This window comes from Hymenobacter edaphi (assembly GCF_003258365.1).
GTDB classification, from domain to species: domain Bacteria; phylum Bacteroidota; class Bacteroidia; order Cytophagales; family Hymenobacteraceae; genus Solirubrum; species Solirubrum edaphi.
This window is the reverse complement of sequence record NZ_QHKM01000004.1, coordinates 272,776-299,539: the sequence shown is the minus strand read 5'-3', so window position 1 is coordinate 299,539 and position 26,764 is coordinate 272,776. Positions and strand designations below refer to the sequence as shown.

Annotated in this window: 25 protein-coding genes; 11 read left to right on the top strand and 14 right to left on the bottom strand. The window is 66.3% G+C overall.

What is annotated here, in order from left to right; genetic code table 11:
* Positions 1-129: 129 nt before the first annotated feature.
* Entirely contained in the window at positions 130-2,256 is a 2,127-nt protein-coding gene (locus DLM85_RS14510) for a M13 family metallopeptidase (RefSeq protein WP_111478829.1), read from the bottom strand.
* A 154-nt stretch (positions 2,257-2,410) separates the two neighbouring features.
* On the opposite strand from DLM85_RS14510, the gene DLM85_RS14505 reads away from it, so the two are divergent.
* Positions 2,411-2,767: an MGMT family protein gene (locus tag DLM85_RS14505; protein WP_111478828.1), complete on the top strand. Its 357-nt coding sequence runs from the start codon at positions 2,411-2,413 to the stop codon at positions 2,765-2,767.
* A 99-nt stretch (positions 2,768-2,866) separates the two neighbouring features.
* Here the strand turns inward: DLM85_RS14505 and DLM85_RS14500 are convergent, their stop codons facing one another.
* The 6 genes from DLM85_RS14500 to xseA form a co-directional block, all read right to left on the bottom strand.
* Positions 2,867-3,271 (bottom strand): response regulator, encoded by a 405-nt coding sequence (locus DLM85_RS14500; protein WP_111478827.1) that lies wholly within the window; start codon positions 3,269-3,271, stop codon positions 2,867-2,869.
* Positions 3,268-4,101: a sensor histidine kinase gene (locus tag DLM85_RS14495; RefSeq protein ID WP_111478826.1), complete on the bottom strand. Its 834-nt coding sequence runs from the start codon at positions 4,099-4,101 to the stop codon at positions 3,268-3,270. Before DLM85_RS14495 ends, DLM85_RS14500 begins: the two co-directional genes overlap by 4 nt.
* A gap of 282 nt (positions 4,102-4,383) precedes the next feature.
* On the bottom strand, positions 4,384-5,037 hold the full coding sequence (locus DLM85_RS14490; RefSeq protein ID WP_111478825.1) for a hypothetical protein: 654 nt from the start codon (positions 5,035-5,037) through the stop codon (positions 4,384-4,386).
* A 68-nt stretch (positions 5,038-5,105) separates the two neighbouring features.
* Positions 5,106-5,423 (bottom strand): hypothetical protein, encoded by a 318-nt coding sequence (locus DLM85_RS14485; protein WP_111478824.1) that lies wholly within the window; start codon positions 5,421-5,423, stop codon positions 5,106-5,108.
* A gap of 315 nt (positions 5,424-5,738) precedes the next feature.
* On the bottom strand, positions 5,739-5,981 hold the full coding sequence (gene xseB / locus DLM85_RS14480; RefSeq protein WP_111478823.1) for an exodeoxyribonuclease VII small subunit: 243 nt from the start codon (positions 5,979-5,981) through the stop codon (positions 5,739-5,741).
* 68 nt (positions 5,982-6,049) lie between these two features.
* A complete protein-coding gene (gene xseA, locus DLM85_RS14475) occupies positions 6,050-7,486 on the bottom strand; it encodes an exodeoxyribonuclease VII large subunit (RefSeq protein ID WP_165822143.1) in 1,437 nt (478 codons plus the stop codon).
* A gap of 311 nt (positions 7,487-7,797) precedes the next feature.
* Between xseA and DLM85_RS14470 the strand changes: the two genes are divergently transcribed.
* The 5 genes from DLM85_RS14470 (at position 7,798) to DLM85_RS14450 (ending at position 15,088) form a co-directional block, all read left to right on the top strand.
* Positions 7,798-8,301: a YciE/YciF ferroxidase family protein gene (locus tag DLM85_RS14470; protein ID WP_111478821.1), complete on the top strand. Its 504-nt coding sequence runs from the start codon at positions 7,798-7,800 to the stop codon at positions 8,299-8,301.
* 204 nt (positions 8,302-8,505) lie between these two features.
* Positions 8,506-9,687, top strand: a complete 1,182-nt coding sequence (locus tag DLM85_RS14465; protein WP_111478820.1) for an efflux RND transporter periplasmic adaptor subunit — start codon at positions 8,506-8,508, stop codon at positions 9,685-9,687.
* A gap of 44 nt (positions 9,688-9,731) precedes the next feature.
* A complete protein-coding gene (locus tag DLM85_RS14460; RefSeq protein WP_111478819.1) occupies positions 9,732-10,187 on the top strand; it encodes a GNAT family N-acetyltransferase in 456 nt (151 codons plus the stop codon).
* Between the two features lie 80 nt (positions 10,188-10,267).
* On the top strand, positions 10,268-13,381 hold the full coding sequence (locus DLM85_RS14455; protein ID WP_111478818.1) for an efflux RND transporter permease subunit: 3,114 nt from the start codon (positions 10,268-10,270) through the stop codon (positions 13,379-13,381).
* A gap of 243 nt (positions 13,382-13,624) precedes the next feature.
* Positions 13,625-15,088, top strand: coding sequence for a TolC family protein (locus DLM85_RS14450; protein WP_133257066.1), 1,464 nt, complete (start codon positions 13,625-13,627; stop codon positions 15,086-15,088).
* 92 nt (positions 15,089-15,180) lie between these two features.
* Here the strand turns inward: DLM85_RS14450 and DLM85_RS14445 are convergent, their stop codons facing one another.
* The 4 genes from DLM85_RS14445 to DLM85_RS14430 form a co-directional block, all read right to left on the bottom strand.
* Positions 15,181-15,390, bottom strand: a complete 210-nt coding sequence (locus tag DLM85_RS14445) for a hypothetical protein (RefSeq protein WP_111478816.1) — start codon at positions 15,388-15,390, stop codon at positions 15,181-15,183.
* 402 nt (positions 15,391-15,792) lie between these two features.
* Complete coding sequence (locus DLM85_RS14440; protein WP_111478815.1) at positions 15,793-16,071, bottom strand: hypothetical protein; 279 nt, start codon at positions 16,069-16,071, stop codon at positions 15,793-15,795.
* 58 nt (positions 16,072-16,129) lie between these two features.
* Entirely contained in the window at positions 16,130-16,453 is a 324-nt protein-coding gene (locus DLM85_RS14435; RefSeq protein ID WP_111478814.1) for a hypothetical protein, read from the bottom strand.
* Between the two features lie 266 nt (positions 16,454-16,719).
* Positions 16,720-18,354 (bottom strand): hypothetical protein, encoded by a 1,635-nt coding sequence (locus tag DLM85_RS14430; RefSeq protein WP_111478813.1) that lies wholly within the window; start codon positions 18,352-18,354, stop codon positions 16,720-16,722.
* Positions 18,355-18,524: 170 nt separating this feature from the next.
* Here DLM85_RS14430 and DLM85_RS14425 point away from each other — a divergent pair, with 170 nt between their 5' ends.
* The 3 genes from DLM85_RS14425 to DLM85_RS14415 all read left to right on the top strand — a co-directional run bounded on the left by DLM85_RS14425 (position 18,525) and on the right by DLM85_RS14415 (position 21,553).
* The gene (locus tag DLM85_RS14425; protein ID WP_111478812.1) at positions 18,525-18,932 is read left to right on the top strand and encodes a hypothetical protein; all 408 of its coding nucleotides are present in this window, start codon (positions 18,525-18,527) and stop codon (positions 18,930-18,932) included.
* 63 nt (positions 18,933-18,995) lie between these two features.
* Positions 18,996-19,430: a hypothetical protein gene (locus DLM85_RS14420; RefSeq protein ID WP_133257065.1), complete on the top strand. Its 435-nt coding sequence runs from the start codon at positions 18,996-18,998 to the stop codon at positions 19,428-19,430.
* Positions 19,431-19,849: 419 nt separating this feature from the next.
* Complete coding sequence (locus DLM85_RS14415; protein ID WP_111478810.1) at positions 19,850-21,553, top strand: T9SS type A sorting domain-containing protein; 1,704 nt, start codon at positions 19,850-19,852, stop codon at positions 21,551-21,553.
* A gap of 214 nt (positions 21,554-21,767) precedes the next feature.
* Here the strand turns inward: DLM85_RS14415 and DLM85_RS14410 are convergent, their stop codons facing one another.
* Complete coding sequence (locus DLM85_RS14410) at positions 21,768-23,033, bottom strand: zinc dependent phospholipase C family protein (protein ID WP_111478809.1); 1,266 nt, start codon at positions 23,031-23,033, stop codon at positions 21,768-21,770.
* 98 nt (positions 23,034-23,131) lie between these two features.
* Here DLM85_RS14410 and DLM85_RS14405 point away from each other — a divergent pair, with 98 nt between their 5' ends.
* Entirely contained in the window at positions 23,132-23,854 is a 723-nt protein-coding gene (locus DLM85_RS14405; protein ID WP_111478808.1) for a TVP38/TMEM64 family protein, read from the top strand.
* Positions 23,855-24,110: 256 nt separating this feature from the next.
* Here DLM85_RS14405 and DLM85_RS14400 read toward each other — a convergent pair whose 3' ends face one another.
* The gene (locus DLM85_RS14400) at positions 24,111-24,320 is read right to left on the bottom strand and encodes a heavy-metal-associated domain-containing protein (protein WP_111478807.1); all 210 of its coding nucleotides are present in this window, start codon (positions 24,318-24,320) and stop codon (positions 24,111-24,113) included.
* Positions 24,321-24,553: 233 nt separating this feature from the next.
* On the opposite strand from DLM85_RS14400, the gene DLM85_RS14390 reads away from it, so the two are divergent.
* Positions 24,554-25,972, top strand: a complete 1,419-nt coding sequence (locus DLM85_RS14390; RefSeq protein ID WP_165822142.1) for a hypothetical protein — start codon at positions 24,554-24,556, stop codon at positions 25,970-25,972.
* 238 nt (positions 25,973-26,210) lie between these two features.
* On the opposite strand, the gene DLM85_RS14385 is transcribed toward DLM85_RS14390, so the two are convergent.
* Positions 26,211-26,501 (bottom strand): heavy metal-binding domain-containing protein, encoded by a 291-nt coding sequence (locus DLM85_RS14385; protein ID WP_111478805.1) that lies wholly within the window; start codon positions 26,499-26,501, stop codon positions 26,211-26,213.
* Between the last annotated feature and the right edge of the window lie 263 nt (positions 26,502-26,764).

Below are 26,764 nucleotides of genomic sequence, written 5' to 3'. Positions count from 1 at the left end.
GCCCGGCCGACGGGCCGGCGCCGTTTGTACGGGTTCAGCCCCCCGGCAGCCAACAAAAAAGGCGGCCCGCATGGTGCGGGCCGCCTTTTTCAGCCATTTGATCATTCGGCCATTTAGCAATTAAAAACCCTACCACACCTTGGCGCGGTCGGCCTGGGCGCGCATCATTTTCGCGTCGTCCTTGCAGCCGAAGGCCTCGTAAAACTGCGGCATGTTCATCAGCGGGCCGTTGGTGCGGAACTGGGCCGGGCTGTGCGGGTCCGTCATCACCTGCTGGCGCAGGTACTCGGGGCGGGCGTTGGTGCGCCACACCTGCGCCCACGAGAGGAAGAAGCGCTGGTCGGGCGTCAGGCCGTCGTATTTGGGGTAGTTGCCGTCGGGGTACTGCTTTTTCAGCTCCTTGTGCAGGGCCGTGTAGGCAATGTTCAGCCCGCCGAGGTCGGCCAGGTTTTCGCCCATTGTGAGCTTGCCGTTCACGTGCACCGAGTCGAGCGGGGTGAAGGCGTCGTACTGCTTGCCTACCACGGCGGCGCGGGCCTCAAACTTCTCCGCGTCTTCCTTGGTCCACCAGTCCTTGAGGTTGCCCTCGGCGTCGTACTGACGGCCCTGGTCGTCGAAGCCGTGGGTGATTTCGTGGCCGATGACGGCGCCCATGCCGCCGTAGTTGACCGCGTCGTCGGCGTTCGGGTCGAAGAACGGGGGCTGCATGATGCCGGCCGGGAAGACGATTTCGTTCATGGCCGGGTTGTAGTAGGCATTCACCGTGGGCGGCGTCATGCCCCACTCCTTGCGGTCGATGGGCTTGCCGAACTTGCTGGTGTTGTCCTTGTAGCTCCACAGGCGCGTGGCAATGACGTTCTGCAGGTAGGAGTCGCGCGAGATGGTCAGGGCCGAGTAATCCTTCCACTGGTCCGGGTAGCCGATTTTCACCGTGAAGGCGTTGAGCTTCTTCATGGCTTCCTTCTTGGTCGCGTCGCTCATCCAGTCGCTCTGCTGGATATGCTCGCCCATGGCCTCCTTGATGTTCTGCACCATCGTCATGGCCTTGGCCTTGGTGGCCGGGGTGAAGGCCTTGTCGACGTAGAGCTGGCCGAAGGCTTCGCCCAGGGCGCCGTCGGTGGCGCGGTTCATGCGCTTCCAGCGGGGCTGCTGCTTTTTGGCGCCGGTCAGCACCTGCGTGAGCTTAAACGACTCGTCGTTGAAGGCCTGGGGCAGCGCCGAGGTCATCGAGGTGACCAGGTGCCAGCGCAGGTAGGTCTTCAGGTCGGCCAGGGGCTCCTGCTTGAGCATGGTGTTCAGCTCCTGGAAGAAGGCCGGCTGGCCCACAATCACGTCCTTGACCGCCTTCAGCTCGAGGTGCTCCAGGATGTGCTTGGGGTTCAGGTTGGGGTACTTCTGCTGCAGCTGCGCCACCGTCATCTTGTTGTAGTTGGCGTACGGGTCGCGCAGGTCCACCCGGCTCTTGGAGGCCTTGGCCAGGCGCGTTTCCAGGCGCATGATGGTGGCCGCATTCTTCTTGGCCGTGGCGTCGGCGTCGCCGGCCAGCTTGAAGGTGTTCACCAGGTAGGTCTGGTAAGCCGAGCGGATGTTCTTCGAGCGCGGGTCGTCCTTCAGGTAGTAGTCGCGGTCGGGCAGCGAGAGGCCGCCCTGGGAGATATTGACGGCGTACTGCGAGCTGATTTTGTCGTCCTGCCCCACGTAGGTGTTGAAGAACGCCCCGGTCTGCAGCTGCTGGCTGCGCGCAATCTGAATCTGCAGCCCGTCGAGGTTCTTGATGGCGCTGATGCGGTCCAGCTCCGGCTTCAGCGGCGCAATGCCGGCCTTCTCGATGGCCATGGTATCCATGGCCGTGGCGTAGTAGTCGCCCACTTTCTGAGCGTTGGTGCCCTTGGCGGCGCTGCGGTTAGCCGCGGCCTCCTGCAAGATCTGCCGCATCACGGCGTTGTTCTTGTCGGCCAGCTCGTTGAACGAGCCCCAGCGCACCTCGGCGGCCGGAATGGGGTTGTTCTTGTACCAGTTGCCCGAGGCGTACTGGTTGAAGTCCTGGCAGGGCGAGGCCGCCTTGTCGATGTTGCTCACGTTCAGGCCGGTGCCCTGCGGGAAGGTCTCGGCAACTTGGGTCGGCGTAGCGCTGGCAGTAGGCTGCGAAGCGGGGGCGGTGCTGGCCGTGGTGGTCTTGGAGCTGGAGGCGCAGCCTCCCAGCGCCAGGGCGCCCCAGGCCGTAGCGACCAGCGCCGCGCGGTTGCGGTTTTTCATAGGAATGGAGAGAAAAGCGGTGATGATGGTGGGAATTGGGCTGGTAAGGTAGGCACAGCCGCTGATTTTTACCGGCCCGGCGCTCCGTTTCCCTGCTTCAGCCGCGCCCGGCCCGGGGCCGCCCCAAGCCGCCCGCGCTTATCTTCGCCCTGCCATGAAGCAGCCCAACGAGCAGCACCGCAATTTCTTCCACGACGTGTACGAGGTGGTGCGCCTGATTCCGCCCGGCCGCGTCAGCACCTACGGCGCCATTGCCGGCTACCTGGGCAGCCGGCAGGGCGCCCGCACCGTGGGCTGGGCCATGCAGGCCGCCCACGCCCTCAGCGGCCCGGAGTATGTGCCCTGCCACCGCGTCATCAACCGCCTCGGCCTGCTTACCGGCAAGCAGTTCTTCGGCGCGCCCACGGCCATGCAGGACGCACTCGAAGCCGAAGGCGTGCGCGTCGTCGACGACCAGGTGCAGGATTTCCCGCGCCTGTTCTGGGACCCGAGCACGGAGCTGCAGCCCTGAGCCGGCTGCCCCGGAGGGCACGGCCGCTCCCCCCAACGAAAAGCCCGCCCTACCCGGTTGGTACAACCAGGCAGGGCGGGCTCAGGCGGGTCCGGGAAGTTACACCGCGGCCGTCACCTTGCGGCCCACGGCGGCATAAATCAGCCGGCGCATTTCCTCGGGGCTGGCGTTTTTGAGCAGGTAGCCGAAAGCGCCTTCGCTTTTTAGGCTTTCAATCAGCTCGGGCTCGTCGTGCATGGAGATGATGATGACGCGCACCTGCGGGTACTGCACGCGCAGCAGACGGGTGGTCTGCAGCCCGTCGAGGATGGGCATCTGCAGGTCCATCAGAATCACGTCGGGGCGCACGGGCACCGAGTCGAGCCGTTCGAGCAGGTCCTGCCCGTCGCCGGCTTCGAAGAGCACTTCCATCTCGTCAAACCCCGTCAGCAGGGCGCGCAAACCCTTGCGGAACAGGATGTGGTCGTCGGCAATGGCTAGCCGGATCGTGGGAGTTGGACTCATGAGGTAAGCGAAACGGAGAGCGGCGCAGCTGCCGCCGGGGTGGTGTGGAGAGAAGGAAGATAGGCAGCCGGGAAGGAAATCCAAACCCGGGTACCGGCCCCGGGCGCCGACTCGTGGCGGAGCACGCCCCGGAGCACGGCCACCCGGCTGCGCAGGTTGGTCAGGCCCAGCCCGGTGCGGGTATCGGGCGTGGCCATGGCCTCGATGGCGGCGTGGTTGTAGCCCACCCCGTCGTCGGCGTATTCGATGGCGAGGCGGTGGTCGCCGTATTCCAGGCGTACGGTGATTTGGCGGGCCTGGGCGTGCTTGAGGCCGTTGCCGAGCAGCTCCTGCACCACGCGGTACACGGCCAGCTCGTGGTGCGGGGGCAGGCGGCGCGGCTCGCCCAGCTGCTGAATCAGCACGCGGGGGCCGCCCTCGGGCACGGCCCGGCCCAAGGCCTCCACGGCAAAGGCCAGCCCGAATTTCTGGAGCACGGCCGGCAGCAGGTTGCGCGAGATGCGGCGCACCTCGGAAATGGCCTGGTCGAGCATAGCCGTCATTTCCACCGTGGTGGCCGACTCGGGCAGGCCGCTCAGGTGCAGCTTCACGATAGAGAGCATGGTGCCCACGGCGTCGTGCAGGTCGCCGGCAATGCGGCGGCGCTCCTCTTCCTGGGCCAGCAGAGCGGCTTCCAGGGCCTGGGCCTGGGCGTATTCCCGCTCGCGGCGCAGCTCTTCCTGCTGCTGCAGCAGCCGGCGCTGGTAGCGCAGCACAAAGCCCACGATGCCCAGCGCCAGTATCAGCAGTACCGGCGTGACGAGCATCAGGGACATAAGCAGGGAGTTCATTATGGCAGGACCCGGAAAAACCACGAATAACGGGCCTGGCAGCCGCGCTTGCTTGCTGACCTTAAGCGGCCGATAAGCCGACGCGGAAGGTGTTCGGACGCTTCGGGAACTTAAATGTAACGGAAGCCGCCGTCTTTTCCCAGTCGCAATATCCTAGCCGAGCAATAATAAGCCAAATTATCCTGCTATCAATTCAATAATTCCGGCATCCGCCCGCAACGGTCCCGCGGCCGTAGCGCTGAGGCCCGTTTCGCCGCGGGCGTCGCGCAGGCGACCGGGACGCTAGGCAAAAATATTCGAGTCGTAGTTGGTGCTGGATTGCTGGCGCGTTTCGCGCCAGAGGCCGAGCGTCATCAGCACCAGGTTGATGATGTAGGAGCCATCGATAATAACGCTCATAATGGCCGATGCCAGCGTCCCGTTGGCGGGGTGCAGCAGGTAGCTCATCACGGAGCCGGCGTAGTAAACGGCCAGCCCCACGCTGACGATGAACATAAAGTTGTGCCAGGGGCTTTCCGGCCGTATTTCCCGCATCCACTGCTCGAAATAGATCAGGATCATGGCCAGCATCAGCGCGACCTGCACCGCGCGCGCCACCGCGTTGAGGCTATGCAGCCCGGAAATAACGGTGGCATCGGCAACGGCTACCAGGGTGAACAGCAGGCCCACCGGCAACATGGCCTTGCGCACTGGCTTGGCATCGTACACGTGGTAATAGGCCCAGCCCAGCAGCCACGTCTCCACCAGTACCGAGACGTGGTAGAGGTACATATTGGTGTGCAGAAACGTGCGGCTCAGGCGGTCTGCCACGGCTTCCACCGTCCAGAACCCAAAATACCCGACGATAATCCTGGCCGGCAGCGAGAGGGTGCGCCAATACCACAGGCCGATGGCTAAGGGAATGATTACGCCGAAGCTGCTTATGTAATTAAGCACGTGTCGGAACGTAAACAGCCATCCGGGCGTGGGTATTGGCGCATCCATTGGCCAAATTTAGGCTTTTATCATGCGACATGCCCGCACAGCGGGCTGGCGGTGCAGCAAGTGCTGGGGCAGGGCTCCCCTTTGTTGCCCACCTTGGCCTGAATGTCCTTGCCCTCGCTGTCGGCGGCCACCGTTACGAGCGTGAGCTTGTTGTCCGCGTTGAGGGCAAAGTAGAAGCGCAGCCCCTGGGCATTGGGCTGGGCGAGCAGTTCGTTGAGCAGCGTTTTGCCAAAGAATACGCACAGGTTGTTGCTGTAGGACGCTTCGCGGTACTGCGTGGTCATTTCCACGCCTTCCGCCATCGGAATCAGGCTGCCTTCGTCGCCGTTGAACGCCATAGGGTTGTTGGTAAACAGGTGAGAGTAGAAAGGGGTCGGTGCCTGACACAGGCGCCCAAATATATATACATACTTATAAGAGGAATAATATTATTGGTGCTGTAAGCCGGCCTGAAGCGGTGGTATTCTCCTATTCCCTATTCCGCCCACGCCAGCCGACCCACGCCCACCGCCCCTCCGGCCTCGGCGGCGAAGCGGCTGGTGGAGCCGGGCAGAAACAGCCCGCGCGGGGCCGGGGCCACGGGCAAGCCCGGCGCGGCAGGGCGGCCGGAACGTATACCGACGGCCAAGGATCAGCAGCGCACCGGTTGCCGGTCAGGCATCGTTGCCCACGGAGTCGGCGTCCTCCTCGTCCAGCGCGTCGAACACGCGGTCCAGGGTGGCTTCGGCGGTGCGCAGGCGCTGCTTGCAGAAGCGGATCAGCTCGGCGGCACGCTCGGCGCTGGCCGTCAGGTCGTCCACGTCCACGGATTCGGTTTCGAGGCGGCGCAGCAGCACTTCCAGCTCGGCAATGGCGTCGCGGTAGGTGCGGTCGGCGGCGGGTTGTTGGTCAGGCATGTCAGGTAGTAATCGGTATGGGGTAGTCGGTGAGCTGCCGCAGCGGGCAAAAGGGCCGCGTGATGTTCCTAGAACGGCAGGCGCGGGGCGGCGGGGTTGATGACCTGCACCGGCAGCGGGCCGGCGGGCAGTTGCAGCACCAGCACCGTGCCGGCGGGCGTGGCGGGCGTGAGCGGCTGCAGGCTGTCGGCGTGCAGGTAGCCGCGCCGCGCCAGCGGCACGGGGTCGAGGGCAGCGTGGCGGGTGGTAGCGGCCGAAAGGGCCAGGGCGTGGCGGGCGGTGGCGCGCACGGCGGCTAGTTCCAGCTCGTAGCGCCGGCGCAGCAGGGCTTCGCGGCGGCGCTGGTGCTGGCGGCGGCAGCGCCGCAGCAGCTCGCGGCCGAGGTGGCGCAGGTAGCGGCGCTGGCCCTCCACGGCGCGGCGGGCGGCCCGCTGCAGCTGGTGGCGCTGGGCCGTCAGTTGGCGGGCTTCGCGCAGCAGGGCTTCGCGGGGGGCTTCGGTGGCGCGGCGCAGTCGCTGGCGCAGGGCGGCTTGCTCAGCCGCCACGCGGCCCTGACTGGCCTGCACCAGCTGCCGGCCCAGGCGCTCCAGCCCGGCCCCGTACTGGGCCAGCTGCTGCAGCATCAGCTCGTGAATGCGCACGCCGTAGCCATCAAAGGCCGCGTCGAGCCGGGCCAGGCGCTCCACCAGGAAGATGGCCACGGCGGTGGGCGTTTTGAGGGCGGTGTGGGCGGTGAGGTCCACCACGGCCTCGTCGCGGTCGTGGCCGATGCCGGTGAGGACGGGCAGCGGAAAGGCCCCGACGGCGGCGGCCAGGCCGAAGTCGTCGAAGCACAGCAGATCGGTGCGGGAGCCGCCGCCACGGATGATGATGACCGCGTCGAAATCGGCGCGCTGGCGCCGGATCATCTCCAGCGCGGCCAGGATGCTGGCGGGCGCGTCCTGGCCCTGCATCTGGGCCGGAAACAGGGCCACGTCGAAGGCGTAGGGCGCTTCTTCCAGCTGCTGCACGAAGTCCTGCCAGCCGGCCGCCGTGGCCGATGAAACGACGGCCAAGCGCTGCGGGGCCAGCGGCAGCGCGAGGCGCTTGTTGCGCGCCAGCAGGTCGCGCTCCTGCAGCTTGGCAATGGTTTCGAGGCGCTGCCGGGCCAGGTCGCCCACGGTGTAGGAGGCGTCGAGGGCAATGACGTCGACGCTGAGACCGTACTGCTCGTGAAAGCGCACCTGGCAGCGGGCCAGCACGCGCAGCCCGGCGCGCAGGGGCTGGCCGGTCTGCTGCTCGAAGTGCGGGCCGAGCAGCTCGTAGCGGCTGCGCCAGATGGTGGCCCGCACCTGGGTGCGCAGCTCGGTGCCGCCGGGGCCCGGGGCGGGGTCCGTCAGGGTGAGGTAGCAGTGGCCGGCGCCGAAGCGGGGCAGCGTGATTTCGGCAATTTCGGCCGTCACCCAGTAGGCGTCGTCGAAGGCCAGGTGCAGCACGTCGCGCACGCGGCGCAATAGCTCGGCCAAAGGCACGGGCGCCAGCGGGAGCAACGGAGCGGCGGTACGGCGGGGACTACGGGGTGGCATGCAACCTGCAAGGTACGCAACCCCGGCGGCAAGGCCGCAAGGCACCCGAAACGGGCTGCCCTCGCCGCCCGCAAAGCGCAGCGGCGGCCGCATCTTCGATGCACACGACCAGGACCAGAACCGGGCGCTGAAGCTCTACAGTACCGGTTTCAAGCCAGCTCGACCGTTTCAACCCCGGCGCAATGGGGGCCGTAAGCAGAGGGAGTTGCCGCTCAAAGCCTCTTCCTTTCTCACCCCAAACACCCCTTATCATGAGTCTCTTTGCAGGCAAACTCAATACCCTCGACGACCTGTTCGCCGAACAACTGAAAGATTTGTACAGTGCCGAAAATCAACTGGTCAAGGCGCTGCCCGACATGGCCAGCGAAGCCCGCGACCCGCGCCTGAAGCAGGCGTTCCAGCTGCACCTGCAGGAAACCCAGGACCAGGTGTCGCGCCTGGAGCAAATCGGCCGCAGCCTGAGCATCGATTTGGGCGGGCACACCTGCAAGGCCATGCAGGGCCTGGTGGCCGAAGGCAAGCAGACCATCGGCGAAGACGCCACCGACGAGGTGAAGGACGCGGCCCTGATTGCCGCCGCCCAGCGCGTGGAGCACTACGAAATATCGGGCTACGGCACCGCCCGGCACTACGCCGAGCGGCTGGGCCACGCCGAAGCCGCGGCGCTCCTGTCGCAGACGCTGCAGGAAGAACAACTCACTGATACCAAGCTGAATGATTTAGCCAAGGGCTACATCAACCAGCGCGCCATGTAACGCCGTATACTGCCCGGCGCACGGCCGGGCCGCCCTTTCCCCGAAAAAGCCTGCAACGCGCAGGCTTTTTTTGGGTCTACTGGACTTGTCCGTGAACTGGCCGGAAGTTTGCGCGCCGCCGGGCAAACTTTCCAGGGCCGCGCCGCTGTTGTAGCTGGTCTGGCCGGTGCTAAGCCCGGCCGTTTTGTTTTTTATTCTTTCGTCATGCCCCAAACCGAGCCGCTCACCGACTCCCCGAACGTTCACCACCAGACCGAGCCCGACCGGCCCCGCTCCGGCGGCGCCTGGCGCTGGTGGCTGCTGGCCGCGGTGGTGGTGGCGGCGCTGGCCTTCGTGAAGATCAAGTACTTCCCCTCGCAATCGGCCGAAGGCGGCAAGGGCGGCGGTGGTAAAGGGGCTGCCGGCGGCGGCGCGGGTGCCAAGGGCGGCCGGGGCGGCGGTGGGCCGGTACCCGTGCAGGTGTACGTGGTGCAGTCCACCAAGCTCACCGACGCGGTGGCCGCCACCGGCTCGGTACTGGCCGACGAGCAAGTGACCGTACGCAGCGAAATCAACGGGCGCATCACCAGCCTGAACTTCAAGGAGGGCCAGCCGGTGAGCAAGGGGCAGCTGCTGCTGACCATCAACGCCGACGAAATTCAGGCCCAGCTGCAGAAGCTGCGCTACAACATCAAGCTCTACTCCGACCAGGAAAAGCGCCAGCGCACCCTGCTCGAAAAGGAGTACATCAGCGCCCAGGAATACGAGCAGTCGAACAACGCCCTGCTCACGGCCCAGGCCGATTTGCGCCTCTTGCAGGCCCAACTGGCCAAGGCCTACGTGCGGGCGCCGTTCAGCGGCGTGGTGGGGTTGCGCACCCTCTCGGTGGGCGCCTACGTGTCGCCGAATACGCCCGTTACCACCGTCTCGCGGGTGTCGCCGGTGAAGGTGGACTTTGCCGTGCCGGGCCGCTACGCCGCGGCCGTGAAGGTGGGCGACCAGGTGCAGGTGCTCGACGAAGCGTCGAATAAGAAGTACAACGCCAAGGTCTACGCCATCAATCCGCAGATCGACCCGACTTCGCGCACGTTGTCCGTACGGGCCATCTACCCCAACGACAAGCAGGAGCTGCGCCCCGGCGCCTTCGTGCGGGTGAACCTGCAGATCGGGCAGGTGGAGGAGGCCATTCAGATTCCGACCGAGTCGGTGTCGCCGGAAGCCTCGGGCTACATCGTGTATAAGGTGAAGGGCGGCAAGGCCGAGCGGCAGCCGGTGAAGATTGGTATCCGTTCGGAAAGCGTGATTCAGATTACCGACGGGCTGGCCCAGGGCGACACGATTCTGCGCACCGGCATCCTGCAGGTGAAGCCCGGCGACAAGGTGAAGATTCAGAAGAGCAACCCGTAAGTGCCGCTTTTCCCCTACTGGCCCCTATCCGCAACGTCTCCCTGATGAACGCCCTCACTCCCGCTGTCGTTAGCGCAGTCACCTTCCGGCCTGCCTCGCCAGACGATGCCACGGCGCTGGCCGCGCTGGTAGCCTCGGTGGGCTACCCCACAGAGGCCGTGGTGCTCAGCCGCCGCTTGGCCGAACTCACGGCAGCCGGCGACCAGGTGCTAGTGGCGGCGCTGCAGGGACGGGTGGTGGGCTACGCGCATTTGCACCGCATGCCCTTCCTGCACCGCGCCCCCGACGGCCGCGTGGTGACGCTGGCCGTGGCCGAGGAGCTGCGCAGCCAGGGCCTGGGCCGGCTGCTGCTGCAGGCCGCCGAGCAGGTGCTGCGCGGGTGGGGCTGCGGGCGCATCGAAATAACCAGCGGCTTTGCGCGCGAGGCCGCGCACCGTTTTTACCGGCGCGAGGGCTACGAAGAGCAGTCCAAGCGCTTTGTGAAGCTGCTCGGCGGCTGATGTTCAGCCTCGCGCTTTGCTTGCCGAGCTGGCCCCAGCCGCCTCGTTTTTCCCACTAGAACCTACCGCAGATTGCTGCTATGAGTATATCCTCCACCAGTATCGACCGGCCCGTACTGGCCATCGTGATGAGCGTGGTCATCGTGCTGTTCGGCGTGATTGGCTACCGCTACCTCTCGGTGCGCGAGTACCCCAGCGTCGACCCGCCCATCATCACCGTGCAGGGCTCGTACACCGGCGCCTCGGCCGACGTGATTCAGTCGCAGGTGACCGAGCCGCTGGAAGAAGGCATCAACGGCATTGCCGGCATCAAGAACCTGACCTCGACCTCGCGCGACGGTCGGGCCAGCATCACCGTCGAGTTTGACCTGGAGGCCGACCTGGAAACGGCCGCCAACGACGTGCGCGACAAGGTATCGAGTGCCCAGGGCCGCCTGCCGCGCGACATGGATCCGCCCACGGTGACCAAGGCCAACGCCGACTCGCAGCCCATCATGATGGTGTACCTCAGCTCCGACCGGCGCAGCCTGCTGGAGCTGACCGACTACGCCGTGAACGTGCTCAAGGAGCGCATCCAGACGATTCCGGGCGTGTCGGAGGTGCGCATCTTCGGGGAGCGGCGCTACTCCATGCGCCTGTGGCTCGACCCGGTGAAGCTCACCGCCCTGCGCGTGTCGCCGACGGAGGTGCAGCAGGCCCTGACGCGCGAAAACGTGGAGCTGCCCTCTGGCTCGGTGCAGGGCAGCAGCACCCAGCTCACCCTGCGCACCATGGGCCGCCTCACCACCGAGGCCGATTTCAACAACCTCATCCTGCGCCGCGACTCCACCTCGCTGATTCGCCTCTCCGACATAGGCTACGCCGAGCTCTACCCCGAAAACGACCAGACGCTGTTCCGCGTCAACGGCATTCCGCAGGTGGGCGTGGCCGTGATTCCGCAGCCGGGCTCCAACCAGATTGACATTGCCGACGCCTTCAACAAGCGCGTCAAGCAGTTGAGCACCGACCTGCCCAAAGACCTGAAAATCACCCCGGGCTTCGACAACTCGCAGTTTGTGCGCAAGTCCTTGAACGAAGTGAAGCACACCATCTTCGAGGCCTTCGTGCTGGTGGTGGTCATCATCTTTCTCTTTCTGCGCGACTGGCGCAGCACCATCATCCCGATGGTGGCCATTCCGGTGTCCTTGGTGGGTATTTTCTTCGTGATGTACCTGCTCGACTTCTCGGTGAACGTGCTCACCACCTTGGCCATCGTGCTGGCCATCGGTCTGGTGGTCGACGACGCCATCGTGGTGCTCGAAAACATCTACTCGCGCATCGAGGCCGGGGAAGAGCCCATGGAAGCCGCGCACAAGGGCTCGAATGAAATCTTTTTCGCCATCATTTCCACCACGGTGGTGCTGGCGGCGGTGTTTCTGCCGGTGGTGTTTCTGTCGGGCATCACGGGCCGCCTGTTCCGCGAGTTTGGCATCGTGGTGGCCGGCTCGGTGCTGATTTCGGCCTTCGTGTCGCTGACGCTGACGCCGATGATGTCGTCCAGGCTGCTGCGGCGCACCGAGACGCACAACTGGTTTTACCGCAAGACCGAGCCCTTCTTCGAGGCGCTGACCAACGGCTACAAGCACAGCCTGGAGGCGTTTCTGCGCCGCCGCATCTGGGCCTGGCTGATGGTGGCGGCCACCATCGGCGGCATCTTCTTTTTCGTGAAGGCCATTCCCTCGGAGCTGGCCCCGATTGAGGACCGCTCGCGCGTGAACATCAGCGCCACGGCCCCGGAAGGCTCCTCGTTTGAGTTCATGGACAAGTACATGCAGCAGATGCAGCAGGCGGCCATGGACTCGACCGGCGCGGCCATGAGCAGCGTGTTTGCCGTGACGTCGCCCGGCTCGGGTTCGGGGGCCAACTCCGGCATTGCCCGCGTGCTGCTCACCGACCCGGATGAGCGCAACGTCACCCAGCAGCAGCTGGCCGACAAACTCAGCGGCATGGTCAAGAAGTTCTCGGCTGCCCGCGCCTCGGTGTCGCAGGACCAGAGTATCGGCGGCGGGGGCGGTGGGGGCGGCGGCGGCGGCGGGCTGCCGGTGCAGTTCGTGGTGCAAAACCAGGACTTCGAGAAGCTGCGCACCATCGTGCCCCAGTTTCTGGCCGCCGCGCAGGCCGACCCGACCTTCCAGTTTGCCGACGTGAACCTGAAGTTCAACAAGCCCGAGCTGCGCATCATCATCGACCGCGACAAGGCGCAGAGCCTGGGCGTATCGGTGCAGGATATTTCGCAGACGCTGCAGGCCGGCCTCTCGGGGCAGCGCTACGGCTACTTCCTGCGGGAGGGCAAGCAGTACCAGATCATCGGGCAGGTGGCCCGCGAGGACCGCAACCAGCCGCTGGACGTGCGCCTGCTCTCGGTGAAAAACAACCGCGGTGAGCAGGTGCAGCTCGATAACGTGGTGCGCCTGGTGGAAAGCAGCACGCCCCCGCAGCTCTACCGCTTCAACCGCTACAACGCCGCTACCTTCTCGGCTTCCCTGGCCAAGGGCAAGACGGTGGGCGACGGTATTGCCGCCATGCAGGCCATTGCCGACAAGCTGCTCGACGACACCTACTCCACCGAGCTGGCCGGCACCTCGCGCGACTTCCAGGAAAGCTCCTCCTCGCTGGTCTTCGCCTTCGGCCTCGCGCTGCTGCTGATTTACCTCACGCTGGCGGCCCAGTTCGAGAGCTTCAAGGACCCGGCCATCATCATGGTGACGGTGCCGCTGGCCCTGGCCGGGGCCCTGCTGAGTTTGTGGTACTTCAACCAGACCCTGAACATCTTCTCGCAGATTGGCATCATCATGCTCATCGGCCTGGTGACGAAGAACGGCATCCTCATCGTGGAGTTTGCCAATCAGCGGGCCGAGCAGGGCGTGCACTACCTCGAAGCCCTGGTGGAAGCCTCCGCCACCCGCTTCCGTCCCATCCTGATGACTTCGCTGTGCGCCATTCTGGGCATCATGCCCATTGCCATTGCCACCGGCGCCGGCGCGCTGAGCCGCCGCGCCATGGGCATCGGCGTGGTGGGCGGCCTGGTATTTGCCACCGGCCTGACGCTCTACATCGTGCCGGTGATGTATTCGTACTTCGCCACGGCCAAGAAAAAGCACGCCAACCCGAAACCAGAACCCGCCGAGGACACCAGCCAGCACGCGGTGGCGTAACAGACCGACAACGCCCCTCCTCAGATGATGCTGCGCATCAAGCAGCGCGCGGGGATGTTGCGGCTTTAGCCGTACCGGGGGAGGTTGAGGGGCGCCGGATAGTAAGCCAAAAGCCAGCCGCCTTCCCACGTTACCGCGTTTGCTCTGTCGACCAGGCCAACCACCCCTAGCCCCGCCTCAGCTGAAGCCGGGAACTAGCTTTAGCCCTAACTTTTAGCTTCGCTTCTGCAGGCTTCCCCCACAATGCGTTTCCCCTCGCCCATAGCCGCTTCCCGTTCCCTTCTGCCCGTCGTGGCGCTGCTGCTGCCCCTGGCGGCGGCGGCCCAGCAGCCCGGCACCGGCACGCCCAAGACGCCCAAGACGCCCAACCCCGGCAACCAGCTGGCCCAGCCCCAGACGGTGGCGCCCGGCACGCCGTTGTCGCTGGAAGAAGCCATCCGCACCGGGCTGGAAAACAACTACGGCATCCGCATTGCGCGGCGCGACGAGGAAATCGTGCGCAACAACGTGACGCGCGGCAACGCCGGGCAGCTGCCCACCGTCAGCGGCAACCTCTCGCGCACCTTCAACATCAACTACTCCCGCCAGCAGCTCAACAACACCGAGCCGCGCCTGGTGAACGGCGGCCGGGCCAACGGGCTGGCCTTTGGGGTGGGCCTGAACTGGACCATCTTCGACGGGCTGGGCATGTTCATTGCCTACGACCGGCTGCGCACCCTCGACCAGCAGCAGCAGCAGGTCACGCGCGCCACCGTGGAGCAGGCCGTGGCCGACATCACCGACTCGTACTACACGGTGGTGCGCGAGCGGGGCAAGATCCGGGCGTTTGAGGAGGCGCTGAAAGTGGGCCAGGCCCGCATCGACCTGACGCAGGCGCAGGTGGAGGTGGGCGTGACGGCCAAGGTGGAGCTGCTCACGGCCCAGGTCGACTACAACGCCGACCGCGCCCTGCTCATTCAGCAGCAGGAGGCGCTGGCCACGGCCAAAACCAACCTCAACAACCTGCTGGGCCGCGCCCCCGGCACCGACCTGAGCCCGGCCGACTCCATCGTGGTGAACCGCGGCCTGAACAAGGAACAGGTGGTGGCCGGCATCGTGGAGCGCAACCCGGTGCTGCAGCAGGCCCGCCTGGGCGTCGACGTGGCCACGCTGGAGCGCAAGCAGGTGACGGCCACGCGCCTGCCGCAGGTGGACGTGGTGGGCGGCTACAACCTGAACCGCAACATCAACAACGCCGCCTTCATCAACACGCCCCAGGGCTCCTCGCTGGCCACCAACGTCAACCGCGTGTACGGACCCAACTACGGCGTGGTGGCCTCGGTGCCCATTTTCGACGGCTTCAACCGCCGCCGCCTGGAGCAGAACGCCCGCGTGAACATCGAGCGCAGCAAGCTCCAGCTCGACCAGACCCAGCTCGACCTGAACACCCAGGCCGAGCAGGCCTACCTGCAATACCAGAACCGCCTGCAGCTGCTCGATCTGGAGGAAAGCAACATTCAGCTGGCCCGCCAGAACGTGGCCATTACGCTGGAGCGCTACCGCCTGGGGCTGCTGAACCAGCTGTCGTTGCGCGAGGCCCAGCGCAACCTGCTCAACGCCGAAAACCGCCTGCTCGACGCCCGTTTCCTGGCCAAGCAGGCCGAAGTGGTGCTGCGCCAGCTCAGCGGCACTCTGGTGCAGCAGGGCCCGGCCACCGGGGCACAGTAGGGTTGCCACACCCGCCGCCGCCGCCCGCGCCCGACGCCCCTTTGGGCATCCGGCGCGGGCGGCGGCGGCGGGTGTGGGCAGTACCCGGAGAGCTATTTATCCAGCCGGTTGAGCAGGTGAATCACGTTTTCCAGTTGCTCGCGCATCAGCTTGTCGCGAATTTCGGCGGTGGCATACACCAGATACGCCTCGAAGCTCAGCCCGCGCTGCAGCCCCGGGCTGTTGGCCACGATGACCTGGTAGTCGCGGAAATGCTCTTCCAACTTGGTGGAACGGGCAGTCAGTTGCTGGGCAGTGCTCATAGACGAAGAGAGAAAAGCGGGCTCAGAGGAGCGCAACCGGATTGAAAAAGCGAAAACGCCCCCGCCAGCGGAGCCGGGCCGCGCAGGGACAGGCGCTGCAGCACGGCAGCCGGGTCGGGGATGATGGGCGCCGTCGAGAGCAGGCAGCTGGCCTCGCCGACCTGCCAGAGCGTGTACAGCTGCGGTTCGCCGGCCAGGCAGCCGCGGTACTGGTACGCGCGCCCGTCGGTTATGCACCAGCTCAGCAGGTCACCGGCGGCGGCTGGTAGTTGAAACCGGCCGCCTGAAAATTGGCGCGTGTCATGCGAAGCCGGCCGCTTGCCCGGCGGATGGATGCATGTGGAACGCCGCCGGCGCCGCCAGAACGGTCCGCCTCGGTGCTGCTGGTACCGACCCAGCGGCTCAGTTGAGCCAGGTCGAGCACACCATGCGGAAGCGGTGCGGGGCAAAGGAATTATAGTGCGGCGCGGGGGCCGTCAGCCCCAGTAGGTACACCAGCGTGATGCCGCGGTGGGCGTTTTGCACCACGCGCACGGGGTACACCTGGCCCTCTTCGGGCCAGTCGCCCTGGTGGTCGGCGGGTCGGCCGCTGGCGTCGAGGCAGCGGGCGTAATCAAGCACGGGGCTAACCAGCAGGGCCGCCGCCAGGGACAGGTTGGTATCGGGGAGAAAGGGCGACATGGGAATCGGGCTGAGCGTGGGAAAAAGCCCGCGGCGACTTTCGCCGGGAGGAAGCGGCCTAGTGCGGCAGGACGGCGGCGTAGTACTGGGCCAGGCGGCCGGCTATTTCGCCGGGCACCATCGCCTGCTGCAGCACGTACTGCCCGCCTTCGAGCAGGCGCAGGTACACGGTGGCGGGGCCGGCGGCCGGCGGAGTGCTGTAGACCTCCACTTCGGCCAGCAATGGGGTGCGCAGGAAGGCGTTGAAGTGCAGGGAGCGGGAGGCCGTCAGGTATTGGCGCAGGTAAGTGGGATGGTAGGTGCCCAGGCTGCGAAAAACCAGCTGGGCCCGCTCCAGCAGCAGCTCGGCGTCTTCCGCCGGCCAGGCTTCCCGGGCTAGCATCTGCTGCAGATGGCTGCAGGCGTATTTATATGACCAATGACTGCCCATACCTCTTCCGTACTATGCCGCCGGGCGGCGTTGCTCCCCACTTCAGTCCGCAGCTCCGGCGCACTACCGCCGGTCCGTGTTCTTGACCATTACCTGTACGTAGTTGCCGCCGCGGCGGCCGGTTTCTGCCCGGCCGCCGCAAAATAAATGCCCGTGCCCCGCCGCCGGCCAGCAGCGCGCCGGCGGTTTGCCCTGAAATCGGGGCGTTTGCCCCGCCCCTACTGCACCAGCAGCCGCCCGGCGTAGCGGCGGCCCTGCGCGTCGGTGGCGCGCACGGCGTAGAGCCCGGGCGGCAGCCCGCGCACCGACAGCAGCGCCCCGCCTCCCCCGGTGGCTTCGCGGGCCACGCGGCCCAGCGCGTCGAGGAGCAGCACCCGGCTGCCGGCGGGCACGCCGCCGAGCTGCACGACGGCGTGGGCGGGGTTGGGCGCCAGCGTCAGCGGGGCCACGGGCCGGGGGGCCGCGGCGGCCAGGGCAGTGTGCACGTCGAGGCGGGCCACGAAGGCGTCGGGGTTGCCGTCGGGCACGCCGCTGAAGGTGCCGGGCCCGAACGTGTACTCGTCGCCGAAGTAGCCCACCACGCGCACGCTGCCGGCGGCGTCCACGGCCAGGGCGCTGGCGTAGTCGTGGTAAATCCCGCCGCCGCGCTGCAGCCACTGCAGCGCGCCCTGCGGCGAGTAGCAGCACACCAGCGCGTCGTCTTCGCCCAGGCTGGTCACCTGCCGCCCGCCCCAGTTGATGGTGCCGTAGAAGTACGCCGCCCCGTAGAGCCGGCCGCTGGCGTCGGTGGCCAGGCGCATCAGCGTGGCCGGCACGGGCAGGGTTTCGGCCCACTGGGCCTGGCCCTGGGCGTTGTACTGGGCCACGAAGCTGGTGGTGGTATCGGGCACGCCGGTAATGCCGATGCTGCCGAAGGTGGTATTGGCCCGGAACGTGCCGCCGAGGTACAGGTGCCCGGCGGCGTCGGTGGCGGCGGTGTAGAGCTCCTCGTGGCCCGCGTCGCCGGCGCGCAGGGCGCTCAGCCAGTTGCCCTGCAGGTCGTAGCGCACGGCGTACACGTCCTGGCGCTGGGCCGTCAGGCGCTGGGTGTCAGTGGTCAGCCGACCCGTAAACGTGCCCGCGACGTACACGCCCGCCGCCGACACGCACACGGCACCGGGCAACAGGCTGCTGGCCGAGTCGAGCACGGCGGCAATGCGGGCCCACTGCGCCTGGCCCTGCGCGTCGTAGCAGGCCAGGTACAGGCCGCGGCCGGGGTTGCCGCGGCGGTCGGGGGGCAGGGCCAGCGTGGTGCCGCCCAGCGTGATGGTGCCCGTGAAGCCAGCCGCTTCGTAGAGCCGGCCCGCGGCATCGAGGGCCAGGCTGCCGCCCCCGCCGCGGGCCCAGAGCACGGTGCCCTGCGCATCCACCTTGGCCCGGAAGGCGTCGGTGCCCGGCAGCGGCGTCAGGCTGGCGGTGCCCAGCACGACGGGCCCGGAAATGCGCCCGGTGATGTAGGCATTGCCCAGGGCATCGACTTTGATGGTCGAGCCGATTTCGGAGCTGGGGCCGCCCAGGGCCTGGGCCCAGAGCAGCGCGCCGCCGGGGCTGTACTTCACCAGCAGCACGTCGGTGGCCCCGTGGCTGCTGAGCGTGGTGCCCGGACCCAGGGAGATGGTGCCCTGAAAGTCGCCCACGGCGTAGGTGTTGCCGGCCGCGTCCAGGGCCACGTCGGAGAGGTAGGTATCGGGGCCGTCGGCGAGGGGCGCGGCCCACTGCCAGGCGGGCGCGCTCGTTTGGGCTGCGAGGGGCGGCGCAGTAAGCAGCAGGGCGGCCAGCAGGGCGCCGATATGGAGGGTAAAGCGTTGAATCATAGCAGAAGTAACAAGGCGGGCGGGCAGACCGACGGAGCACTCCACCGGGACGGGCCCGCGCAATACGGCCCGGGACAAATGGCGCAAAGCTACGCCCGCTGGCCGCGCTGCCCCAAACGGGGCTCGAAAGGCGGGCCCGCCTTTCGCGCCGGGGTACTAACTTGCTGCGTATGCTCCCGCCCTCCTGCTCCGTTCAGTACCGCCCCGATCTGCAGGTACTCGTGGCCCGCTGGCCCGCCGATGCCCCCTTTGCCCAGCTGCAGGCTGATTTTGAGGCCGTGCTGCAGGAAGCGGCCGCGCACCAGGCCCACAGCTGGCTGCTCGACGTGCGCCGCCGCGAGGAGCTGGCCCCGGAGCTGGCCGAGTGGACCATCCACGACTTTTTTCCGCGCGCCGCCGCGCAGCTCGGTCGGCCGCCGCTGCGCATTGCCGCCCTGGCTTCGCCCGCGCGCATGGCCGTGTACGAGCGCGACGAGTTTCAGCGCCGCACCCTGGCTTACGGGCAGCAGGTCACCCGCCCCTATCATTTGCAGCTGTTCGGCGACGAGGGTGCGGCCATGGAGTGGCTGCGAGGCTGACGGCTGCTTCCTGCTCTCCTCACCGCCATTACCCCAGGCCGGCTGGCCCGGTAAGTTTGCCCCATGAGTAGTTCCTCTGATTTGCCTTCTTTCGACTTCCTCGACCTCTCCTACCGCCCCGACCTGCAGACGCTGGCCGTGCGCTGGCTGCGGGCCGTCACCTTTGCCGAGTTGCAGCAGGGCTTTCGGGCGGCGCTGGCTATGGGCCTGGCCCGGCAGGCCACCCGCTGGCTGGTAGATGTGCGCCGCCGCACCGAGCTGGACGCGGTGCCCTCCCGCTGGGTGGCCGAGCACCTGCTGCCCGAGTCCGCCGCCGCCCTGGCGCCGGCTACGCTGTACGTGGCCTACCTGCTCTCACCCATGCGGGCCCACGAGCTGCGCCGCGACGCGGGCCTACGCGACGCCACCGCCGTAGCCCAGGCCCCCGCGCAGCTCTACCGCCTCGACACCTTTATCGACGAGGGCCCGGCCGTGCAGTGGCTGCTCCGGCAGGGCTGATGCGGCTCAGCTGCAGCCCTGCGTCGGCTGTTGCTACGTACGGATAAGCCAGCGGGCAGCATCTCGCCAAGCAGGCCACAAATCTGCAGCAACGCAGCAACCGGCCACCGGATAGGGATTTTACAAGGTACCCGCAAAAATGCCATCCAATCGAGCCCTCCCAAACATGGCTTATCCGGCTTACATTTAGCCTGCTGATAGCGCGGTCCTGATCGGGCGCCCATTAGCGTTTGCTCCTGCGTGTCATTCGCACGCAACCCTGCCGCTACCGCCAAGCTGCTTTTTTCCAGTAGCGGAGCAACTGAAGTCATTTACACTTGCCCCGCACCGGTTAGCGCACCGGTGCGTCTTACTATCCTGGATTTATTTCATCCCTGCGTCACGGTGACGCAGGTGTTTCTTCCTTTTCCTTAATTCTTATGCTAAACGTTTTAACTCTTGCGCGTTACACTGCCGCGCTAGCCGTCATCATCTTCCTAAGCGCAGGCGTTGCTTTGGCACAGGTGGCGTATTACCCCGCCACCACTCAGGACTACCCAATTTCTTCTCCGCAAGGAGTATCCGGGGTGCTCAACACGGGCTGCGAGGTAGCTTATTATGGTACTGGTGGGGCGCTGTTAAAAGCTATTGTGTGGGATAGTAGCAACGGCAGCTACCTTGGTTGGGACCTGGACGGCACCACTGGTTCATTGCCATTGCTGGCCACGGGCGCCCAGGACCCGGATGTGGTAGTAGACCCTGGTCCCTCCACTACTGGCGTAGGCACCGGCAAAATGTTGGTGACCTACACCGTCAACGGCAACATCTTTTACGAAGTGCGTCAGCTGAACGCCACTGGCACCAGCCTGACCACCATTAAAGGCTCCACGCAGGTAAATACTACCGGCCTAGGCCAGTGCGCCAACCCCAACGTGGACGTCAACAACAACGGCGAGGCCGTCATTGTGTGGGAGCAGAACGGCCTCATCTACGCCCGCACTTTCGCCCTGACGGCCAGCACCAGTACCACCAACCTCGGCGGCGTGTATCAGGTAGTCGGCAACCAGCCAGGCTTCGTTTTCTCGCAGCCGGACGTAGCGTTTAACCGCAACACCAACAACGAATCGAACGACTTGGACGTGGCCTCGTTCGTGTTCGTAGCCACCAATACGGCTACCGCTGCGCAAACCATCCGCATGGTTCAGCCACCTGTTGCTGACCTGCGTTCCGGTGCTACCCTCTTAACCCGGGACATCGACATATACACCGGTTTCGGGCGCCTGAACACGCCGCGCATATCGGCTACGCACAACTATGGCGGCTTCGGGTCTTACGGTTACGAGGTGGTGCTGACCGATTCTAACAGCAGTGACAGCAAAGTTATTGGGCTCAACAACTCCCGCAGCAGCTTGCCGGTACACGATACCTTCGCTGATATGCCTAGGGTAACGGTGCTCAACGAAACAGGCGACGGCATAACCCCATTATATGCCCTGGCCGCTGCTGTAAGCCCGGTGGTGACCTACGCGGGCGACGCCATCCTGGTAGCCTGGACGAATGGCGGGCCCGCCCCCGCCACCCGCTATGGCGACAAGGATGTGCTGCAGTTGCGACTCGACTACAACACCGGCGCGGTGCAGAACTACAACCAGTTCAACGGTGACGGCTACGCCATTGTGAACCAGAATGAAATCGGCAGCCAGTACTTGCCTGCTATAGCCGGCCGCCTGACCGCCACCACGCCCGGCGGCTTATTTGGGACCAACGACGCCCTGTACGCTTTTTTGGATGAAGCCCAGAGCCTCATCGCCTACAAGTCTAGTCCTTATAATAATGTATCACTGCGGCCCGGGGCAGGCGGTGCGCCGGCTAAGCCAGGCGCTGGGCAGGTAGCCACGCGCTTCGCAGCCTATCCCAACCCCTTTAACGGCACGGCCACCCTCGATCTGGCCCTTGGCGCAAACGAACAGGTGCGCAGCCTGCGCGTGTACAACACCACCGGGCAGCTTGTTAGCACCTTGACGCCAGCCAGCGCAGGCTCCATCGTATTCGACGGCGCTGCTGCTGGCCTCAAGCCCGGTTTGTATGTGCTGCAACTCACCACTACCCACGGCAGTCGTAGTCTACGGCTACACTATAGGTAGCCTGCCACAGACACCTTCGGTCGTGCGGGGGCGGGGGCCTTGCCCAGGCCCCCGCCCTAATGCCTCAATACCTTCATCAACCGGGCCCCGGCTGCAGTGGCTGCTCAGCCAGGGCTGAAGCTCCCGGGTGACCACGCCCGCGTGCGGCTTACCCAGCACGACCAACTCGTTTTCGCCCAGGCAACGGATGTGCAGCCGTCCTCTGCCTGGGCGACTACGGCTTCGGCGGCGCCAGCGCCCGCAGCAGCTGCAGCGCGGCCTGGGTTTCCTTCAGGGTTTTCTTCTCCTTTTCCTCCTCGGCCTGCGGGGGCTTGGTGGCCCCGTCGAAGAAGGCCAGGATGTTGGCCTGCACCGGGGCCGTCACGTTCGAGAACTTGTCTTTTTCCAGCTTGCGCACCCACTCGCCGTAGGTTTCGTCGGCCAGGCCGTACTCGCCCACTTTGGTGGGCTTGCCGGTGTCGAAGTCGAAGTTGGGCAGGGCAGCCGGGTGCGCGGCCTGGGCCTGGCGCGTTTCCGTCAGCAGGCGGCAGTAGTCGGTTATCACGTCGGCGAAGCTTTGCTTGAACAACTGCTGGGCCTCGGGCGTGGGCAGCTTGAAGGCGAAGGGCCGCAGCGGCCCGATTTTGGGCAGCACCTTGATAAACTTGGCCATGACGCGGGCCCCGAAGCCGGGCTTGTCGTAGCCGGTGCCGTACTCCTGGCGGAATTTCCGCTCGTTGTGCTGGTAGAGGTAGTCGCGGCGGCGGGCCTGCGGGTCGAGCTTGCGGATGTTGTCGCGCTCGGCGTGCCAGGCGGCGCGGGCGGCGGTGGGAATCAGCTGGCTGACGGCGAAGCGGAAGGTGGCCACGCTCACGTCCAGGTCGAGCACAATCTGCTTGAGCTCCAGGCCGTAGGTTTTCAGAAAAGCGCGCTCCAGCACCTGCTTGCTTACCCGAAAGCCGATGAAGTCGTGGTAGGTATCGGAGCGGTAGCGGCCGGCGGCCAGCTGCACCACGTCGAAGGCAAACTCCAGCTGGGTGTGCTGAATGGGCGCCTCGAAGTACGTCACGACGGGCCCGAACTTGGCGCCCAGTTCGGGGTACACCGAGGGCATGGCGCGGTTGGTGCCCTCGGAGTGGCCCTTGATGTCGGCCGCGTAGTGGGCCATGGCCCCGAGGGCAAAGGCGTACTCGTTGCGGTCCGTGGCTTCGAGCAGCAGGTTGCGCACGAAGTCGCCGGAGCGCACGTAGTGGGTGAGGTCAGTGAAAAGCTTGGAGCCGAGCGGGTAGTAGCCCATGTCCTGCACGATGGCCCCGCCGTAGGCGTAGCTTTTGGCCTCCTTCCACTGCTCGGGGGTGGCGCCGGGGTAGCGCTGCTCCAGCAGCGGGCGCAGGCAGCGGCGCCAGCAGGTATCGACGTTGGCCTGGTGCGTGAGCACGGAATAGGCGGTGGCGGGCAGCGGTGCGGCGAGCAGCCATACCAGCAAAAGGCGGAGCAACATAGGCGGAGCGGGCGGCGGCAGCGGCGCCCTCAGGGGCCCAAACGGCAAACCGCCCCGGGGCGTTGCCGTACTGCCGGGCAGAACCTACGCCTCCCCGCATGAGTACCCGCCCCAAGTCCACGCACCTGCCGCTCTACATTACCCTGGGCATTCTGGGGGCGCTGCTGGCCGCTTACTTTTTCTGGCCCGCCTTTCAGCAGCAGCTGCAGGCCGGCTGGGCGGCGCTGCGCAGCGGCGAGCAGGCGCAGGTGGCCGCCTGGGTGCGCCAGTTCGGCTTCTGGGGGCCGGTGGTGCTGGTGCTGGCCATGGTGGCGCAGATGTTTTTGTTTGTCATCAACAACGCCCTGCTCATCCTGGTGGCCGTGCTGGCCTACGGGCCGTGGTGGGGCTCTTTGCTGGCCTGGGTGGGCGTGCTCACGGCCAGCAGCCTCGGCTACTGGATCGGGCGCAGCCTGGGCGAGGCTTTCATCATCCGGCTGCTGGGCGAGAAGGCCGAGCACAAGGTGGCCGACTTCGTGACGCGCTACGGCGCGGGCGCGGTGGCCCTGGCCCGGCTCACGCCCATCGTCTCAAACGACGCCATCAGCTTCGTGGCGGGGGTGGCCCGCATGGGCTACCTGAAATTTATCAGCGTGACGGCCGTGGCCATTATTCCCCTGATCGGGCTGCTGGCCTACCTCGGGCAGGACAGCGACCGGCTGAAAACCGGGCTGCTGTGGGTGTCGGGCGGCGGGCTGCTGCTGTTTGGCGGCTACATCTGGTGGGACAAAAAGCACCGCCCGCAGGAAGCGGCCCACCGGAAAGAGGTGACCGGTAATTAGGTGACGGGGGATAAGTTGCCCGTTATCCTTCGGCTGGCGTACGGCGCCGCCGCTGCCCATGAAGTGCAGGCGCTTTTTCACTAACTTCAGCAACTACGAAGCGCAGCCACCGCGGCCCGGACGAATGGGCCTTGGTGGCTGCGCCTGTCAGTTGGGGCGTGGTGCGAGGCAGGTCCTTGACTTCGTCGGCCTCCGGTTCGGCGGCGCCGTACGCCGGATGACGTTCTTGTAAGCCACCTTCCTTGCTTAAACCGGCTTACGCTTCCTGAATCTCGAAGCCTTCTTCCGCGACGGCGGCCACCACCTGCCCGGGCGTGAGCGTGTCGGATTGCACGGTCAGGACTTTGGCGGGCGTGGCCGTGTCGACCTGCCAGTGGCCGGGGCCGGCCAGCTCGTTGAGCACGGGCGTGACGGCGCGCACGCAGTTCTGGCAGTTGATGGTGGTGGTAAAACGCAGGGTTTTCATAAAAACAACGGATCAGCTTGAAACCGGCCCAAACGGTGGGCCTCCGGGGTATTGGCAAAGCTAGCGGCGCGGCGCCTCGCGGCCGGTACAGGATTCGTGGGCGCGGCTTACAACTTTTTGCGGCCGTTCGGGCGGGGCCGCGCCGCGCGTTCGGGTGGGCGTGGGTACCTTGCGGATACTTTCGGCGCCGGGTTTCCCGGCCGGCCGCTGTTTTCTCCCCCAATCCCGTGTTGATGTTGCAAAATTGGTGGCGCGCTGCCGCCCTGGCCTCGCTTGCCCTGGCCGGCCCGGTCGGTGCCCGCGCCCAGACCACTCCCCCGCCCTCGTCCGATACCCAGACCGCCCAGGCCTCGCCCACCCCGCAGGCCCCCGCCACGCCCGCCATCGTACCGCTGAAGGAGGGCAAGCTGCCGCTCAACGAGGACGCGAGCCGCTACGTGAAGCTCACGCTGCTCAACCAGGCCTGGCTGCGCTACAACCAGAACAATCCCGGCTCGCGCATCAACGGCCGCAACGAGCCGCGCACCCTCGACGCGGCCATTCGCCGCTTCCGCATCCAGTTCTACGGGCAGCTCACCGACCGCGTGTTCATCTACTCGCAGATTGGTATCAACAACTTCGGCTACCTCTCCGAGCGGAAGCAGTTCTTCTTCCTGCACGACGCGGTGGGCGAGTACGCCGTGGCGAAAAGCAAACTCTCGCTGGGCACCGGCCTGGGCGCCTGGAACGGCCTGTCGCGCTTCACGGCTTCGGCCACCGGCTCCATCATGGGCCTCGACCTGCCGCTGGTGGCCGAAACCACCAACGACGTGAGCGACCAGTTCGGCCGCAAGCTGAGCGTGTACGCCAAGGGCAAGCTCGGCAAGCTGGACTACCGCGTAGCCATCAGCAAGCCGCTCATCGTGCCTCCCAACGCCCCGGCCGTAGGCGTAGCCGCATTTTCCAGCCTGGCGCCCCGGGCCCAGTACCAGGGCTACCTGCAGTGGCAGTTTCTGGACTCGGAAAGCAACCTGACGCCCTACGCCGCGGGCACCTACCTGGGCAAAAAGCGGGTGCTGAACCTCGGCGCCGGCTTTATCGTGCAGCCCCGGGCCATGTGGTACCGCCCGGGCCCGCTCGGCGGCGCCGCCACTGGCCCCGACACGGTGCAGGTGGCCATGAAGCAGTGGGCCGTCGATGCGTACTACGACGCGCCCATCGGGGCGGCCGATAAGGGGCAGGCCCTGAACGCCTACGCCGCCTTCTACCACCTCGACTACGGCCCGAACTACATCCGCAACACGGCCCCGCTGAGCCCCACCAACGGCGTGGCGCCCGGCACCAGCACCATCAACAACGGCGGCAACGGCTGGCCCGCCTACGGCACCGGCAACGTGCTGTACGGGCAGCTGGGCTACAAGCTGCCCGACAACCTGCTGGGCTCGACCACCTTCATGCCCTACGTGAGCCTGGAGCACGCCCGCTACCAGCGCCTCAATGACCCGATGAACTACTACGACGTGGGCGTAAACTGGCTGCTGCTGGGGCACACCTCCAAGCTCACCGTGGCCTACCAGAACCGCCCCATCTTCACCCCCGACGGCAGCGGCAAGTACAACCGCACCAGCGACCGGGGCGCCGTGGTGGCCCAGTACCAGGTGTCGTTCAACTAACCGCGCCGCGCCCCTGCTCGCCCCGGGTAACTCAGCAAACCGGCCCGAACGCACAGCGGCCCGGTACCTGCGCAGGTACCGGGCCGCTGTGCGTTCGGGCCGGGCTTCTATCAGGTGGCCACGCGGGCGGGCCTGCAGAAGGGTTTGGTTGGCCTGGGGCATGGTCGGGCGGGCTCAGGTGAGCGGCAGCAAGCCACCGGCCCCGTTTGCCCCGCCCCGACCGGTGCAGGATGCTGGCCTAGCCCTTCTTTTCCAGGTCCATTTCGCACACCGGGCACTTGCCGGGCTTGGTGCTGGTGCTGCCCTCGCAGTTCATGGGACACACGTAGGTGGTGGTGCCGGTGTTGGTCTGGTCGCCGGTGCCGCCTTCGGTTTCGGGGCGGGCCACCTCGTCGGTGGGCTGCTGGATTTTGGCCGAATCGGCGGTGGCGGCGGTGGGGGCCGCGGGCGTTTCGGCTTCGTTGGTGGGCTTGCTGTTGCAGGCGGTAAGCAGGCTGGCCGCAACCAGCAGGGTGAAGAGCTTGTTCATATGGGCAGATACAATGCGGCGGGCCGGTTGATTCCCGCGTGGGCAAAGGTAGGGCCCGGCAGCCCGGCGGCCCAGCCCCGCCGAATTGCGTACGGCCGCACCCCGAATTCTGCACCCGCGCGCCCCGCCGGGCCAAATCCCGTACGCGGCCGGGCCTGATTTCGTACCGCCGCCGGCCGGCCCCGGGCCGTACTTTGTACCCTCTGCCGTACCGCCGCATCGACGCTTTCCTTGCCCGCCCTCCCGGGCCGGTTTCCCTTCTG